General features: G+C 70.8%; 13 protein-coding genes. 5 read left to right on the top strand and 8 right to left on the bottom strand.

The window, feature by feature from the left end:
- Window positions 1-12 precede the first annotated feature (12 nt).
- Window positions 13-1,227: a saccharopine dehydrogenase C-terminal domain-containing protein gene (locus ACIHFB_RS02520; protein WP_365268884.1), complete on the bottom strand. Its 1,215-nt coding sequence runs from the start codon at window positions 1,225-1,227 to the stop codon at window positions 13-15.
- A 102-nt stretch (window positions 1,228-1,329) separates the two neighbouring features.
- Between ACIHFB_RS02520 and ACIHFB_RS02515 the strand changes: the two genes are divergently transcribed.
- Together ACIHFB_RS02515 and ACIHFB_RS02510 are read left to right on the top strand one after the other, a co-directional pair.
- The gene (locus ACIHFB_RS02515; RefSeq protein WP_365268881.1) at window positions 1,330-2,037 is read left to right on the top strand and encodes a TetR/AcrR family transcriptional regulator; all 708 of its coding nucleotides are present in this window, start codon (window positions 1,330-1,332) and stop codon (window positions 2,035-2,037) included.
- Between the two features lie 43 nt (window positions 2,038-2,080).
- Window positions 2,081-3,379, top strand: a complete 1,299-nt coding sequence (locus ACIHFB_RS02510) for an MFS transporter (protein ID WP_400124961.1) — start codon at window positions 2,081-2,083, stop codon at window positions 3,377-3,379.
- A 4-nt stretch (window positions 3,380-3,383) separates the two neighbouring features.
- Here the strand turns inward: ACIHFB_RS02510 and ACIHFB_RS02505 are convergent, their stop codons facing one another.
- Complete coding sequence (locus ACIHFB_RS02505) at window positions 3,384-3,839, bottom strand: cyclic nucleotide-binding domain-containing protein (protein ID WP_365268875.1); 456 nt, start codon at window positions 3,837-3,839, stop codon at window positions 3,384-3,386.
- A gap of 306 nt (window positions 3,840-4,145) precedes the next feature.
- Entirely contained in the window at window positions 4,146-4,367 is a 222-nt protein-coding gene (locus tag ACIHFB_RS02500) for a hypothetical protein (RefSeq protein ID WP_365268872.1), read from the bottom strand.
- Between the two features lie 150 nt (window positions 4,368-4,517).
- Here ACIHFB_RS02500 and ACIHFB_RS02495 point away from each other — a divergent pair, with 150 nt between their 5' ends.
- Window positions 4,518-4,955 (top strand): ATP-binding protein, encoded by a 438-nt coding sequence (locus tag ACIHFB_RS02495; protein ID WP_365268869.1) that lies wholly within the window; start codon window positions 4,518-4,520, stop codon window positions 4,953-4,955.
- Between the two features lie 10 nt (window positions 4,956-4,965).
- On the opposite strand, the gene ACIHFB_RS02490 is transcribed toward ACIHFB_RS02495, so the two are convergent.
- Together ACIHFB_RS02490 and ACIHFB_RS02485 are read right to left on the bottom strand one after the other, a co-directional pair.
- Window positions 4,966-7,206, bottom strand: coding sequence for an FUSC family protein (locus tag ACIHFB_RS02490; RefSeq protein WP_400124960.1), 2,241 nt, complete (start codon window positions 7,204-7,206; stop codon window positions 4,966-4,968).
- A 98-nt stretch (window positions 7,207-7,304) separates the two neighbouring features.
- Complete coding sequence (locus tag ACIHFB_RS02485; RefSeq protein ID WP_365268864.1) at window positions 7,305-8,681, bottom strand: NAD(P)/FAD-dependent oxidoreductase; 1,377 nt, start codon at window positions 8,679-8,681, stop codon at window positions 7,305-7,307.
- A gap of 306 nt (window positions 8,682-8,987) precedes the next feature.
- Between ACIHFB_RS02485 and ACIHFB_RS02480 the strand changes: the two genes are divergently transcribed.
- On the top strand, window positions 8,988-9,590 hold the full coding sequence (locus ACIHFB_RS02480; RefSeq protein WP_365268861.1) for a hypothetical protein: 603 nt from the start codon (window positions 8,988-8,990) through the stop codon (window positions 9,588-9,590).
- 13 nt (window positions 9,591-9,603) lie between these two features.
- Complete coding sequence (locus ACIHFB_RS02475; RefSeq protein WP_400124959.1) at window positions 9,604-10,167, top strand: fibronectin type III domain-containing protein; 564 nt, start codon at window positions 9,604-9,606, stop codon at window positions 10,165-10,167.
- A 4-nt stretch (window positions 10,168-10,171) separates the two neighbouring features.
- Here ACIHFB_RS02475 and ACIHFB_RS02470 read toward each other — a convergent pair whose 3' ends face one another.
- From ACIHFB_RS02470 to ACIHFB_RS02460, 3 genes are all read right to left on the bottom strand, one after another.
- A complete protein-coding gene (locus tag ACIHFB_RS02470) occupies window positions 10,172-12,076 on the bottom strand; it encodes an AMP-dependent synthetase/ligase (protein ID WP_365268855.1) in 1,905 nt (634 codons plus the stop codon).
- Between the two features lie 122 nt (window positions 12,077-12,198).
- Window positions 12,199-14,403, bottom strand: a complete 2,205-nt coding sequence (gene glgB, locus ACIHFB_RS02465) for a 1,4-alpha-glucan branching enzyme (RefSeq protein WP_400124958.1) — start codon at window positions 14,401-14,403, stop codon at window positions 12,199-12,201.
- Window positions 14,404-14,407: 4 nt separating this feature from the next.
- The gene (locus tag ACIHFB_RS02460) at window positions 14,408-15,775 is read right to left on the bottom strand and encodes a maltokinase (protein ID WP_400124957.1); all 1,368 of its coding nucleotides are present in this window, start codon (window positions 15,773-15,775) and stop codon (window positions 14,408-14,410) included.
- Window positions 15,776-15,799 lie beyond the last annotated feature (24 nt).

Here is a 15,799-nt window from a genome sequence, read left to right as displayed (position 1 = left end):
CCGCGGACGCTCTCATTGCTCGCGCATCCCCCAGGGGGAGCCGTACGCCGTCAGCAGGTCCAGGAAGGGACGGGCCGGGAACGCCTCCGGGCCGAGGACGCCCGAGCCCGACCAGGCACCGGTGGCGAGGAGTTCGAGGGCGACGACGGGGTTGACGGCGGTCTGCCAGACGACCGCCTGGCTGCCGTACTCCGCCATCGACCACTGGTTGTCGACCACGTGGTACAGATACACCTCGCGCGGCGCGCCGTCCTTGGTGCCCCGCACCCAGGTGCCCGCGCACGTCTTGCCGTGCATCCGCTCGCCCAACGTGGCCGGGTCGGGCAGACACGCGGCGACCACGTCACGGGGTGACACCGCGACCGGTCCCGCCGCGCTCGGTACCGTCACCGGGTCGGTGCGGTCCAGGCCCAGCAGGTGCAGTGTCCTGAGGGTCTGGATGAACTCCTCACCCAGTCCGTACTTGAAGGTCACCCGGCGGGCGTCGACCCAGCGGGGCACGAGCAGGACCTCCTCGTGCTCCACGTTCACGCACTCGACCGGGCCGATGCCCTCGGGGAAGTCGAAGACCTCCGGCTCGCTGAAGGGCGCCGTGGTGAACCATCCGCGGTCGGCCTCGTAGACCACCGGTGGGTTCAGGCACTCCTCGATCGTGGTCCAGATGCTGAAGGACGGGGCGAAGTCGTAGCCGTCGACGGTGAGATCGGCGCCGTCACGGATGCCGATCTCCTCGATCTCGTCGAAGAGTTCATCGGCGGCGTGCCGGGCGAAGACGTCGGACAGGCCCGGCTCCACCCCCATGCCGACGAGCGCCAGCACGCCCGCCTTCTCCCAGTCGGCGGCCTGCGCGAACTGGGCGTCGCCGAGCTTGACCCCGCATTCGTCGTAGGGCCGGTCGGGGTGGGGATGCGACAGCGACATCGCCATGTCGACATAGGTGGCGCCGGCCGTGTGCGCCGCCCGGAACAGCGGCATCACGAAGCGCGGGTCGGTGGCGTTGAGGAGCACGTCGCACGCGTGCCGCTCCAGCAGCGCGGTCACCGCCGCCTCGTCGCCCGCGTCCACGCGCTCGGCACAGAACCTCGGGTCGCCGACCGCCGCGACGGCCGCGTCCGCCCTTGCCCGGTCGTAGTCGGCGACCACCATCGCCTCGAAGAAGGACCGCCGGGCCGCGATCCGGGTGACGGCGGTGCCCACACCACCGGCGCCCACGAGCAGTACACGCATGACAAGCACTTCCTGTCGGTCGAACGGCGAGGACGGGGCCCCACAGGGATACAACGACGCCCGCTCGCATAAGGTCAATGGCGTTGGCATAAGGAGGACGCCGTGCCCAAACCCGTGGTGCCCGAGGAGAAGCGGCGCCGGCGTCGGCCGACCAGAAGCGGCACCGTGCTGTCCGAACAGCTGATCGTCGAGACCGCCCTGCGCATGCTGCGCGAGCACGGCAGCTCCGGACTCACCGCACGCCGGCTGGGACTGGCCCTCGACGCCGACCCGAGCACGCTGTACCGCTACTTCCGCGGCATGGACGACCTGACCCTCGCGATCGGCGACGCGCTCATCGGCCAGGCGCTGCGGGGCTGGCGGCCCACGGGGGAGTGGCGGGAGGACCTGCGCGCCTTCGGGCTGCGCGTCCACGCCGCGTACGTCGCCCATCCGCAGGCGGCGCTGCTCACGGCGAACCGGGTCACCGGGCGCTCCAACGAACTGGCCGCCGACGAGGCCGTCCTGGACGTACTGCGCACGGCCGGGTTCCCAGTGCCGGACACCGTACGCATCTACCAGGCCTTCATCGACCAGAGCCTGGCCTTCGCCGCGCTCGACTCCGCCTCACTGACCCTGCCGAGCTCCTCGCTCCACGCCGACGAGGACATATGGCGCTCGACGTACGCCCGCCTGCCCCGCGCCACCCACCCCCGCATCGCCGAGGCGGCACCCCTCCTGGCGACCCGCATGGTCACCAGCGCCTACCCGACGGCCCTGGAGATGCTCCTGGACAGCGCCGCCGCCCGGCTGGCGGAACTGCTGCCATAGTGATCCCCGGACCCGATAGATGTAGCGAGCACCCAGGAACCCCGTGGACACGAGCGAGAGCAGCACCCACCCCGACTCAGAGGCCGCCGAACAGGCTCCGCCGCCCCGCCGTGGCTGGCGCCGCTGGGCGATGGACACCCGTCCGCTGCGCCGCCCGGCCTATCGCCGCCTGTGGAGCTCGACCATCGTCACCGCCGTCGGCAGCCAGCTCACCGCCGTCGCCGTGCCCAAGCAGATCTACGACATCACCGGCTCCTCCGCCTGGGTCGGCTACGCCAGCCTGGCAGGTCTCCTGCCCATGGTCGTGTTCGCCCTGTGGGGCGGCGCCGTCGCCGACACCGTGGACCGCCGCAAGCTGCTGCTGATCACCAACATCGGCATAGCCGTGACCTCACTGCTGTTCTGGATCCAGGCCGCCGCCGGCCTCGACTCCGTGGCGGTGCTGATGATCCTGCTCGCCGTCCAACAGGCCTTCTTCGGCCTCAACGCCCCGGCCCGCAACGCCTCCATCGCCCGTCTGGTCCCCGAACACGAACTGCCCGCCGCGAACGCCCTCGGCTCCACCGTCATGCAGACCGGCCTGGTCGCGGGCCCCCTGCTGGCCGGCGCCCTCATCCCCGTCATCGGCCTGCCCGAGCTGTATCTGATCGACGCGCTCGCCCTGTGCGCCGTGGTCTGGGCCGTCGTACGACTGCCCTCGCTGCCGCCGCTGGACGGCCGGTCGGCCCGCCGGGCCGGGCTGCGCGAGATCGGGGCCGGGTTCCGCTACATCTCGCTGCACAAGGTGCTGCTGCTGTCCTTCCTCGCCGACATCGTCGCGATGGTCCTCGGCATGCCCCGCGCCCTGTTCCCGCAGCTCGCCGCCGAGACCTACGCCTCGTACGGCGAAGGGCTCGCCCTCGGTCTGCTGTTCGCGGCGATCCCCATCGGGGCGGTGGCGGGCGGGCTGCTCTCCGGCACGTTCTCCCGCATCCGCCGGCACGGCTGGATGGTCATCGCCGCGGTCGTCGCCTGGGGCGTGGCCGTCACCGGCTTCGGGCTGAGCGGCAACCTGTGGCTCGCGGTGGCGTTCCTGGCCGTGGCCGGGATCGCCGACATGGTCTCGATGGTCTTCCGCGGGGCGATCCTGCTGTCCGCCGCCACGGACGAGATGCGCGGCCGGATGCAGGGCGTGTTCACCGTCGTCGTCGCGGGCGGCCCACGCCTCGCCGACCTCCTGCACGGCACCGCGGGCTCCGCCTTCGGACCGCGTACGGCGGTGGCGGGCGGCGGCATCCTGGTCGTCGCCGTCATGCTGGGCCTGGCCGCCGCCATGCCCGCGCTGCGCCGCTATCGGGTCTGACGCCCTACAGCGAGCCCCGCCGGTGCATCGAGTACTGCTCCATGAGCTTGCCCCGGGTCAGCTCCAGCCGGTGCGCGAGGATCTCCGCCACGATCCGTACCAGGGCCAGCCCGAGCGGCGGATCCTCCTCGCACAGCCGGAGCACGGCGGCCGCGTCGAACTCGTAGGCGCGTACGGGGCTGAACGCCTCCGCCCCGAAGTCCCACTCGTGCGGCGGGAACAGCCAGGACCAGCCGAGCAGATCGCCCGCGCCGAGGCTCGCCACGGTGACCCGTTGCAGGGAGTTCACCCGCTGGGTGAGCGAGACCGCGCCCGAGCGGACGACCCAGAAGCGGTCGGCCCGGCCGCCCGCCTCGAAGATCCGGGAGTCCTCCGGGAAGGAGACCTCCCGCGCGAGTGCCATCAGGTGCTGCCGCTGGGGCGGAGGAAGTGCGGTCAGCAGTTTTATCGCTTTGGTCATGACACAGGGCTCCTCGCCGGCGATCGGTTCCGGTGCTTTCCCTACGCCCATTCCAGCCGCTGCCGACGCCCGGAGCACCTCGGCGGACAGCAGTTGCGGACGGCAACCCCGGGTCCGCTCGCGGGCATGAAAAAGCCCTGGCTGGACGGGGGAGGCCAGCCAGGGCCGTTGAAGGTGGCGGACGGAGGACGGATACGGTCGACCCCGTCACCACGTATGAATGAACGGTAAACCATTCAAGGGCCTTTTGCGCACACGGAAGCCGGTCACGTGACCGGTTTCACTCCCTGGCCGGGTTTTGGGACCTCACCGCTGCTCACTGTGCCTGCCCGGGGTGACGATCTCGTCCAGCACCCGGAGCACGGCCTCGTACGCCAGCGTCCGTACCGCCGCGTCCCTGGCCTTGTCCGGATCGGTGGGTGTGAGCGCATCGCTGCGCGACCGCCACATCCGCTCCTCCTGTTCCGCGTAGGTCCTGGCCCGCTGGATGCGCCGCAGCAGTTCGTCCGAGTCCACGACATCCGTCATGGACTCCGGGTACCCCGATGTCGCGCGGGGATGGCCCGCACTCCTGTTTCCGGCAAGAGGTTTGGCGGAGGGCGCACGGGTGAGCCGAAACACAGAGACCTTTTGTACAGCCGGGCCCGGCTTCTCACCGTACGAACAGGAGCCAGAGGGATGTACGAGGACCGCAGGACCGACCCCGGCCGCGGCGCGTCGGCGGTGAGCCGTCCCGGGAGGAGCTGCGCACCCGCCGAGGCGCGCAGGGCCGTGGAGCGCGTGGTGAACGAACGCTGTCGCGCCACCGGAATCCCGTGTGGCGCCAACGCCCTGGGGGACGCGCTGCTCGTCGCCACGGAGCTGACCACCAACGCGATCCTGCACGGCGGCGGCGTCACGGACTTCCGTGTCGACGTCGAAGGACCCGCGGTACGGGTCTCCGTCTGTGACCGCAGCGACGCCCTGCCGATGACCGCGCCGCCGCTCGACGGACAGGGGCGGCAGCGGGTCGGCGGGCGCGGCTGGCCGATCATCTGCCTGCTGGCCCGCGACGTACGGGTCGCCGACCTGCCGTCGGGCGGCAAGTGCATCACCGCCGTGGTGTCGCTGTCCTGAACCCCCGGGGTCACCGTTTCGGCGCCGCGACGGGGACGTTCAACGGCCGTGCCAGACCGACCAGCCCCTCGTCCAGGCGTTGCAGATGCCGCAGCACCCGGTCGGTGACCCGGCCGAACCTGGGGGTGCCGGGGACGTCGGGCTCCAGGAGCGCGGCGATGCTCGCCCCGGTCTCGACCTCGGCGGTGCTGTGGTCGTCCGCGACCTGCGCGGCGATGGCCTCGATGTTGTGCGCGATCCGCCGTCCGGCCCGGCGCAGCCGGGGATCCGCCGCGATCGACGGGTGGGTGGGCAGGAGTTCGGCGGTCGCCGCCAGGGCACGCGCGTGGTACGCGCACGTCTCCAGGAGCGCGACCACATAGCGGGCGGTGTCGCGCCGCGTCCGCAGGGGCGTGATCGGGTGGGTGAGCGGCTGAGTGGCCGCGCTCAGATCGGCCAGCGCCTCGTCCAGATCGCGTGCCTTGTCCAGCAGCTCGACCTCGGGCCCGCCGCTGAGCTGGTCGATGGCGGCCTCGGCGACGTCGCCGAGTCGCTCAAGGACCGTACCCAGGAGGTCGTTCGTACGACGGTCCGTGCGGACCGGCAGCACCAGCGCCGCCGCGGCGATCCCGCAGGCCGCGCCGAGCGCGGTCTCCTCCACGCGCAGCAGCAGCACCGAGAGGCTGTAGGTGTGCAGCAGGGTGTAGAGCAGCCCCAGTGCGGCGGTGACGAAGAAGGACATCAGCGTGTAGGACAGCGGCGCCGTGTAGAACATCGCGAACACGAACAGCAGCACCAGCCCGAACGCCGGCCAGGTGTGCCCGGCGACGAGGCCCGCGAGCACGATCCCGGCCACCACACCGAGGATCGTCCCGAGAAGCCGGCGATAGCCCTTGACCAGGATCTCGCCCGTCGAAGCCGTGTTGAGGAAGACGATCCAGCAGGTCAGCACCGCCCAGTACCAGCGCTGGCTGGACAGCAGCTCGCCACCGACGATGGCGAGCGCCGAGCCCACGGCCACCTGCACGGCGGCCCGGGTGGTCGGGCGGCGCAGACCACTCTCGGTCGGCTGGCTCTCCTCGGCGCCGATGATGGCCGCGTCCTCGGCGTCGAGCTCTTCGCGCGAGCGGGCCGTCGACGGGGTGTCGTCCGACTCGTCCTGCGGACCGTCGAGGGCGATCCGCAGCCCGAGGACCGCACGGGCCGTCTCGCCGATGCCCCGGAAGACGTCCTGGACGGCGGGCGGCGCCGGCGGCAGGTTCTCCTCGTCGCGGTAGCCGAGCAGCCGGTTGCGGATCTGGGACAGTCCGGCACCGGCGTTCTGGGAGACGGGCCTGAGGACCAGCAGCCGGAGCGCCTCAAGATCGCGACGCAGGGTGGCGGTCGCCTTGTCCCGCACCGGGAGCGGGCTGCCCGACGGTGCGGGCGCGCCCGGCAGGTGCAGGGTGAGCGTGTCCGCCCGCTCGGCGCTGCGCGCGGTCAGCAGCAACAGGCCGAGCCGTTCGGCGGCGATCTCGGCGTCCGCCACCCGGCGTTGCACCAGCCGCGCCACGGTCTCGTCGGACGTTCCGTCATCGAGCCGGTCCTGGATCAGCATGGCCGTGTCGTGCAGGCGCGCGGTGCCGTCGCGTACGTCCTCCAGCGCCTTGTCCACGTCGTCGGGGCCCGCGTCCAGCAGGTCGAGCTGTGCGGACACGAGTTGTGCCATCCGGGCGCGGAACGCCTCCCGCAGCCGCTCCAGCGTCCCCGTCGCCGTCTGCGGCACGACCACGAAGCGCACCACCGCGCTGCACAGGAAGGCGATGACGATCGCTCCGCACAGCTCGGGCAGGGCCGAGACGGTGGCACCGACGAACAGCGACAGGAAGTACACCTGGAAGCCGATCAGCCCCAGCGCGGTGCCCCGTTCGCCGAACCGGCGCACATACACACCGGCGAAGACGAGAACGACGAAGAAGACGTCACCGGCCACCACGCGGGAGTGCAGCAACGCCCCCAGGCTCACGGCGGCCAGCGCCACCGGCAGCCCCAGCGCGAGCGTGACGGCCTGCTGGGCGCGCTGTTTCTCCCGGATGGCGAAGGTGGCGACCATCGCCGCCATGGCCCCCGCCACCAGATGGGTCACGTCGGAACCCAGCAGGGCCAGCACGGCCAGCGCGAGAGCGATGGCGCCCACCGTCCGCAGCCCGGCGGTCAGCCGGAGCAGTCCGGGGTCGGACGCCGCCGCGAGGTCCCGCAGCCGCGCCCGGTCCCCTCGTCCCGCTGCTCTCACGCCGCCGTACTCACTCCCGCCGCCCGCCAAGATCCGGACCTCAGCATCGCACGCCGGGCGACGCGGTCAGGAGCGGAGGTCGGTCGGGCGCGGCCGGTTCACTGTTCCTGCCTCTCCGTGCCCTCGACATGCGCCTGTACCTGTTCGTGCGTCAGATAGGCGTTGGTGTACTCGAAGTCATGCAGCTTGGCGGGCTTGCGGGCCTGGAATCCGGTGCGTACGAAATCGTCGCCGGCGATCGCGTTGAGCACCCAGTTCGTCATGACCCGCGTCTTGGCGACGTTGGTGCGCAGCGCCGACCAGTGGTAGCCGCGGGCCACCGCCTGGGCGGGCATGCCCCGCAGTTCGATGCCGAGCGGCTTGGACACGGCGTCCTTGCCACCGAGGTCGACGACCAGGCCGAGGTCCTTGTGGACATACGGCGTCATCGGCCGGTTGCGCAGGGTCGAGATGACGTTGTCGGCGACGTGCTTGCCCTGGCGCATGGCGTGCTGCGCGGTCGGCGGGCAGACCGCACCCTCCTCGTCCTTGGCCTTGTCGGGCACCGCGGCCGCGTCGCCGAGCGCGAAGACACCGTCGTGGCCGGGCAGGTTCATCTCGGCGGCGACCGCGAGCCGCCCCCGGACCGTCTCCGCGCCGAGCGTGGCGATGAGCGGGCTGGCGACCACACCGGCGGTCCAGATCAGGGTGCGGGTGGGCACCACGCGCCCGTCGGTGAACGTGACCTCCTCGGGCCCTGCCTTGTCGATGGACACACCCAGGGAGATCTCGATACCGCGCCGGCCCAGGATCTCCTGCGCGCTGCGGCCGAGTTTGTCGCCGAGCTCGGGCATCAGCTTCGGGGCGATGTCGATCAGATGCCACTTGATCAGGGCGGGGTCGATGCGGGGGTAGCGCTTGACGGCGGCGTGCGTCAGGCGCTGGAGGCAGGCCGCGGTCTCGGTGCCCGCGTACCCGCCGCCGACGACCACGAACTGCAGCCGCGAGGCGCGTTCGGCCGGGTCCTGGCTGGCGTCGGCGACGTCGAGCTGGGAGATGACGTGGTCGCGGATGTAGGCGGCCTCGGCAAGGGTCTTCATGCCGAACGCGTGGTCCGTGAGGCCGGGGATGTCGAAGGTACGGGTGACGCTGCCGGGCGCCAGCACGATGTAGTCGTACGGCTCGTCGACGATCTGGCCGTTGATGGTGCGGATGACGCAGACCTTCGCCTTGAGGTCCACGCCTATCGCGCCGCCCGGAATGATCCGGGTGCGGTACTTCTTGCTGCGGCGCAGCGATACGGCGATCGACTGCGGCGTCAGCACGCCGGAGGCGACCTGGGGCAGCAGCGGCAGATAGAGCTGGTAGGCGAACGGCGTCACCAGGGTGACGTCGGCCTCGTCCGCGGCGAGTTTGCGCTCCAGGCGGCGTAGGCACCCCACTCCGGCGAAGCCTGCCCCAACCACCAGGATCCTGGGTCGTGTCACGGTGTTCATCCCTTCTGCGGCTCCAGGCGGTGTCACTGGACGCTGTTCGCATGCCCCTGGATCGCTGCTTCGCACCTCTGATCCCACCCTGCCTCCAGCCGTTCCGCCAGCTGAGCACGGCAGGCAGACGAACGCGTCGAGGACCACCATGCCCCGCATGGGGCTCCGGCGCACCGGACCGGTGTGAATGAGGTGTGTGCGCGATGCCTTGACGGGTGATTGGTCTGGTCCTACCGTCCGAGACGTTCGTTCAGGACAGGGATCGAGATTCATGGATGTGAACCTCTCGATCACCCCCCACCCCCAGGAGGCAGGATGTTCCCACGCCTGCGGACGGTCACCGTGGCCGGCGCGGTCTGCGCCGCGTCGCTGCTGACCGTCCCACACGCCGCCGCCGAAGTGGAGCCCGGCGGCTGGACGTCCGTATCACCCACCTACACCGTGCAGGAACGCGGTTGCGGACAGGTCGACGGTCTGACCTTCCGGCTCACCTGCTCGACGGCGAGCGGCGACCAGCGGGCTGAACGGCGTTACGCCACTTACACCGGCGGCACCCGGCAGTTCGAGGGCTACTTCCGCATCACCGGCCTCAGCGGCACCCGGATCAGCCTCAAACAGACCTTCAACGAGTCGGCTGCGGGCCCGTACTTCATGCTCGCCGTCGAGCGCGGAGGCCGGCTGTACGCGGTGCACGGCGGCGCCACGCTGTCGAACGCCGGGACCGTCGGCGCGACCGTACGCGTCAACACCGTCCATGTGGTCGGCGACGAGCACCGCACCTACATCAACGGCTCGCTCAAGCACACCTACGACAGCCCCGGCGGCAGCTTCTACGACAAGTTCGGCGCCTACCGCACCAACAGCGGCAACGGGACCGCCACCGTGGAGTGGAGCGGCATCCACTTCTGGCGCAAGTAGAGCAAGCGGTCGTATGCCCAGGAAGTCACGTATCGTGGTGCCGGCAGCGCTGTTCCTGGCGCTGTCGGCCTGCACGAGCCACGCGGCGGAACCCGACCGGCCGCTGAAGGCCGCCCTCACCACGCCCACCGACATCGACCTCGTCTGGCACGACGACCGGCCCGGAGTCGCGGGCCACGTCCTGGAGTTCGCCACCGAGGCGGACGGCCCCTACACGGTGCTGAAGTACCTGCCCCGGCAGGTGTCGACCTACCGGCACCCCGACCTCATCCCGCACACGACGTTCCACTACCGGCTGCGGTCCTATCGCGGTCCCACATCCGAACCGGCCCGTGTCGACCGTACGGAATCCATCCGCTTCACCTGGACCGACGAGTCGGCCGACGAGGACGGCTTCCTCCTGGAGATCCGCAGGAAGGGCGGCGGTACCCGCTACGAACCGCTCGCGGTCCTCGACCCGGACGTCACCTCCACCGAACTGGCCACGCTGCCCGGCGAGAAGGACGCCTCGTTCCAGGTGCGGGCCTTCGTCCTGGGGGAGCAGTCGAACGTGGTCCGGCTGACGACCGGGGAGTAGCCGGTCACCGGAAAACGTTGTCCGACTCCTCCCAGCCCGACAGCTCGTCCGGCGCGCCCTGCTGCCAACTGTGCGACCGCGCCTGGTACATGGCGTCGATCTCGAACGCGTAGCGCTCGACGATCGCGTCCCGGCGCAGCTTCATCGACGGCGTCAGCAGCCCGTTGGACAGATGGAACTGCTCCGGCAGCACACGGAACACTCGGATGGACTCCGAACGCGACACGCTGCTGTTTGCGGCCGCCACGGCACGCGCGATCTCCTCGCGCAGCGCGTTCTCCTCCCGGGCGTCCCTGCTCGGCGTGTCGCTCGGGAGGGCGAGGGCTCCACGCCAGTGCGCCAGGAACTCAGGGTCCAGGGTGATCAGGGCGCCGACGCAGGGCCGGTTGTCACCGACGACGACGGCCTGATGGACCAGGGGATGCATACGCAGCCGCTGCTCCAGGGGCGCGGGGGCGACGCTCTTGCCGCCGCTGGTGATGATGATCTCCTTCTTGCGGCCGGTGATCGTCAGATAGCCGTCGGGATCGAGCCGTCCGATGTCGCCGGTGGCCAGCCAGCCGCCGTACAGCGCGGCCCGGGTCGCGGCTTCATCGTTGACATAGCCCTGGAAGACGGAGGGACCGTGCACCAGGATCTCCCCGTCGTCGGCCACCCGGATGTCTGTGCCCGGCAGCGCCTGTCCGACGGTTCCGGACCTCTCCCGGCCCGGCGGCTGTGCCGTGACCCCGCCGCTGGTCTCGGTGAGCCCGTACGCGTCGTTCACATAGATGCCGATGCCCTCGTAGAAGAGGGAGAGTTCGCGGTTGAGGGGCGAGCCGCCGGACGTGGCCATGCACACCCTGCCGCCCAGGGCGGAGCGCAGCTTGCGGTACACCGTGCGCTCGTACAGGGCGTGTTGCAGCCGCAGATCGAATCCGGGCCCAGGACCCTCGCCGAGCCGATTGCGCTCCGTGGCCATGGCGAAGTCCCGCGCCGTGTCGGCGGCCCGCTCGAACAGCGCGCCCCGGCCCGACTGCTGGGCCGTGCGCAGGAAGTTCTTGTAGATCTTCTCGAAGATGGACGGGACGGCGCAGAAGTACGTGGGCCGCAGTGAGCGCAGGGCCGCCGACAGCGCCCCCTCGCTCAGGTCGGGTTCGTGGCCCATCATCATGCCGCCACGGATGCACAGCCCCTGAACGACCAGGCCGTACACATGGGAGAAGGGCAGGAAGGCGAGCACCGACCCCTGCCCTCCCGGCGGTACCACCATGTGGCCCCAGCCCGCGAGCAGCGTGTCGCAGGGGCTCGCCAGCCCGCGATGGCTCAGCGCGCAGCCGAGAGGCCGGCCCGTCGTGCCGGAGGTGTAGGTGATGGCCGCGGTGGAGTCCGGCATCACGATGCGGCGCAGCGAGTCGACCGTGGTGAGCGGGATGAGCGCGCCCCGTTCGGCGAGCTGTTCCAGCGCCCCCGCGTCCAGTTGCCAGACGTGGCGCAGCAGCGGCAGCCCCGAGCACACGGAGCCGACGGTCATGATGGCCTGCTCGTCCTCCACCACCATGGCCACGCAGGCGGCGTCCCGCAGGATCCACTCGATCTGGTCGCGTGACGAGGTCGGGTAGATCGGCACGACTTCGGCGCCCACCGCCCACAGGGCATAGCTGAGCACCGTCCACTCGTACCGGGTGCGCGCCATGATCGCCACGCGGTTGCCCGGCAGGATCCCGGAGGCGATGAGCCCCTTGGCCAAGTCGACCACTTCGTCGCGGAGTTCGACGGCGGTCACTTCCTCCCAGTCCGAGGAGGAGGGGTCAGGTCGGCGCGCGGCCATCGGCAGGGTGGGTTGGAGGGCCGCTGTTTCGAAGATGCTGTCGGCGAGTCCGCCGGTCATGGACGGGGTGGTCGGGGGAGCGAGGGCGAAGTCGCGCATGCGCTGCTCCTGCTGTTTACGGGGTGTGACTTCGCCGACGAGCACGGTTATCGGCGGGCTCGAATCTAGCCCAGGTGACAGCTCATGGTGCAAGGAACGGAGAAGTCGCCTCCCCAGGAGCTTCACACGGTGTACGGCGTCAACCACACGGTGGCGAGCGGCGGCAGCGTGATCCGGATGCTCCGGTCCTCCGGTTTGACCGGTTCGGGGTTGGTGACGTCGCCGCCGCCGTATTTCGCCGCGTCCGTGTTGAGTGATTCGTGCCAGGCGGGGACGGAGTCCGGGACGCCGAGGCGGTAGTCGTGGCGGACGACGGGGGAGAAGTTGGAGACCGAGAGAAGGGGGACGCCTTCCGCGTCGTACCTGAGGAAGGCGAAGACGTTGTCCTCGGTCGCGTCGCCTACGACCCACTGGAAGCCGGACGGTTCGGTGTCGCGCTGCCACAGGGACGGGGTGTGCCGGTAGACGGTGTTGAGGTCGCGGACCAGGTCCCGTACTCCGCGGTGGTCGGCCTCGGCGCCGTAGGCGGGATCGAGCAGCCACCAGTCGGGGCCGTGTGCCTCGGACCATTCGGCGCCCTGGGCGAACTCCTGGCCCATGAAGAGGAGTTGTTTGCCGGGGTGGGCCCACATGAAGCCGAGGTAGGCGCGGTGGTTGGCACGCTGCTGCCACCAGTCGCCGGGCATCTTCGAGACGAGGGCCTGCTTGCCGTGCACTACCTCGTCGTGGGAGATCGGCAGGACGTAGTTCTCGCTGTACGCGTAGACCATCGAGAAGGTCATTTCATGGTGGTGGTACTTGCGGTGGACCGGCTCATGGGAGACATAGCCCAGCGAGTCGTGCATCCAGCCCATGTTCCACTTCAGCCCGAACCCCAGACCGCCGCTGTCGGTGGGCCGGGTCACCCCGTCCCACGCCGTCGACTCCTCGGCGATCATCACGACCCCCGGCGCCCGCCGGTACACGGTCGCGTTCATCTCCCGCAGGAACTCCACGGCGCCCAGGTCCTCGCGTCCTCCGTACACATTCGGAGTCCACTGACCGGAGTCGCGCGAGTAGTCGAGGTAGAGCATCGAGGCGACGGCGTCCACCCGCAGCCCGTCGATGTGGAACTCCTCGCACCAGTACACGGCGTTGGCGACGAGGAAGTTGCGCACCTCGGTGCGTCCGTAGTCGAACTCGTAGGTCCCCCAGTCCGGATGCTCGGCCCGCCGCTCGTCTCCCGGCTCGTACAGCGGATCCCCGTCGAAGCGGGCCAACGCCCAGTCGTCCTTGGGGAAATGGGCGGGCACCCAGTCCATGATCACGCCGATCCCGGCCCGGTGCAGGGCGTCCACCAGATACCTGAAGTCGTCGGGCGTGCCGAGGCGGGCGGTCGGTGCGTAGTACGACGTCACCTGGTAGCCCCAGGAGCCGCCGAAGGGGTGTTCCGCGACCGGCATCAGCTCGACATGGGTGAAGCCGAGGTCCTTGACGTACGCCGGCAGCTGCTCGGCCAGTTGACGGTACGTCAGTCCCGGCCGCCAGGACGGCAGATGGACCTCGTACACGGAGAACGGCGCCACGTGCACGGGCACGTCACCGCGCCGCTTCAGCCACTCCGCGTCGCCCCACTCGTAGTCGGACGCCGTCACCACGGACGCCGTGTCCGGCGGCACCTCGGTACGGCGCGCCATCGGGTCGGCCTTGAGGAAGCGGCCGCCGTACCGGGAGGTGATCTCGAACTTGTAGTGGGCGCCCTCGCCGATGCCGGGCAGGAACAGCTCCCAGACGCCGGACGACCCGAGGGACCGCATCGGGAACGCCGTCCCGTCCCAGCAGGTGAAGTCTCCGGCGACGCGGACACCCTGGGCGTTCGGCGCCCAGACGGTGAAGCGGGTGCCGGTGACCCCGTCGTGCGTCATCGGCTCGGCGCCGAGCGCCTGCCAGAGCTGCTCGTGCCGGCCCTCGCGGATCAGGTGCAGGTCGAGATCGCCGAGGGCGGGCAGGAAGCGGTACGGGTCGTGTACTTCGTTCTCCGTGCCCTCGTAGGCGACCAGCAGCGTGTACGACGGGATCTCCTCCAGCGGCAGTACGGCGGAGAAGAGGCCGTCCCCGTCCGAGGCGAGCCTGTGGCGCTGTCCGTCGACCACGACGCTCACCGCGCGGGCGAACGGACGCAGCGCCCGGAAGGCGATCCCGCCCGGCACCGGATGGGCGCCGAGCAGGGCGTGCGGGTCGTGGTGGGCGCCGGACAGGAGGCGTTCACGGTCGGCCTGGTCCAGGGGCGCGGCCGTGGGCGGCAGCGGGCCGGACGGCTCGGGGAGGGAGGTGTCACGCAGGGCCACGGTTTCAGCTTCCTCTCACGGCGAGACGCTCGATCGCCGCCATCGGCACCGAGAGCCAGTCCGGGCGGTTTCTGGCTTCGTACAGCACTTCGTACACGGCACGGTCGGTCTCGTAGGCGCGCAGCAGCCCGTGCTTTTTGCGGGGATCCCAGCCCGCACGGGTGGCATAGCCCGCACAGTAGGCCTCCCGGCAGCGGCGCGCCCACTCAGGGCGCCAGGGGCGGCGCTGCCGGGCCGCGTAGTCGAAGGAGCGCAGCATGCCCGCGATGTCCCGCACCGGCGACTGGGCGCTGCACCGCTCGACGAGCGGGCGGGACGGCTCGCCCTCGAAGTCGATGACGAACCACTCGCGGCCCGCGCGCAGTACCTGCCCGAGGTGCAGATCGCCGTGGATCCGCTGGGCGGGCGGCCCGGGGTCGCAGGTCGTGAGGGCGGAGAAGGCGGTGCGCAGTCCGGGGACGAACGGCGTCAGCGCCGGTACACAGCGCGCGGCGGCGTCCAGCCGGGCGATCATCGCGGCCGCCGCGCGGCTGCTCTCCTCGTGTGCGCCGGCCGGAAACGCCGAGGCCAGCGCGAGGTGCACCTCGGCCATGGCCTGCCCCAACTGGTGTGCCTGCGTGGTGAAGTCGGCACCGGAGGACAGCGCCTGAAGCGCCAGGGTCCAGCCGTCGGACGCATCGCGCAGATACGGCTGGAGCACACCGAGCGTCGCCTCCTGCGGATGCGTGGTCCGGAACCAGGCCACCGGGGCGGGCACCCGGCGGCAGCCCAGCTCGGCCAGCGCGCCCGGCACCTCGAGATCGGGGTTGACGCCCGGCTGGATGCGCCGGAACACCTTCAGGATGAATGAATCGCCGTACACCAGCGAGGAGTTGGACTGCTCGGCGTCCAGCAGCCGGGGCGGCAGCCCGGCGGGGATCTCCGTGGACGGGGCGGCCTCGAAGCGGAGCGGGCCCACCGTGCCGGGATGCCGCAGCCGCTCCAGGAGCAGCTGCGCCGAGCGCGGGTCGTGCAGCGCGTCGAACACCGTCAGACCGGCCAGCGGCCCTTCCTCGGCCCGCCCGATCAGGGCCCTGCCGAGCCGGGGCGAGAGGTTCCGGCGTACGCCGAGCAGCAGCTGGTAGCAGTCACCAGCCGGGGAAGCGCCCGTGCCGCCGGGGGCGGGCACGCCCGCGGGACCGGCGTGCACCAGCAGGTGCAGACAGCCCGGATGCAGCTCCGTCATGGAGAGCAGGGCGAGGTCGGTCACGGGCCGGTCCTTGCCCGCGAACCACCGCTGCCGCGGCAGCCATTCGCGCAGCAGTCCGGCGAGCGAGGCCATGGGCCCCGCGACAGCCGTACGACCGGATTGCAGCGATGCGGTCTTCGGCATGGTGACGCGTCCTTTCCTCGGCGC

The organism is Streptomyces sp. NPDC051963, assembly GCF_044593495.1.
Lineage (GTDB): Bacteria > Actinomycetota > Actinomycetes > Streptomycetales > Streptomycetaceae > Streptomyces.
The sequence above is the reverse complement of the archived record's forward strand: the minus strand, read 5'-3'. Positions and strand labels throughout refer to the sequence as shown.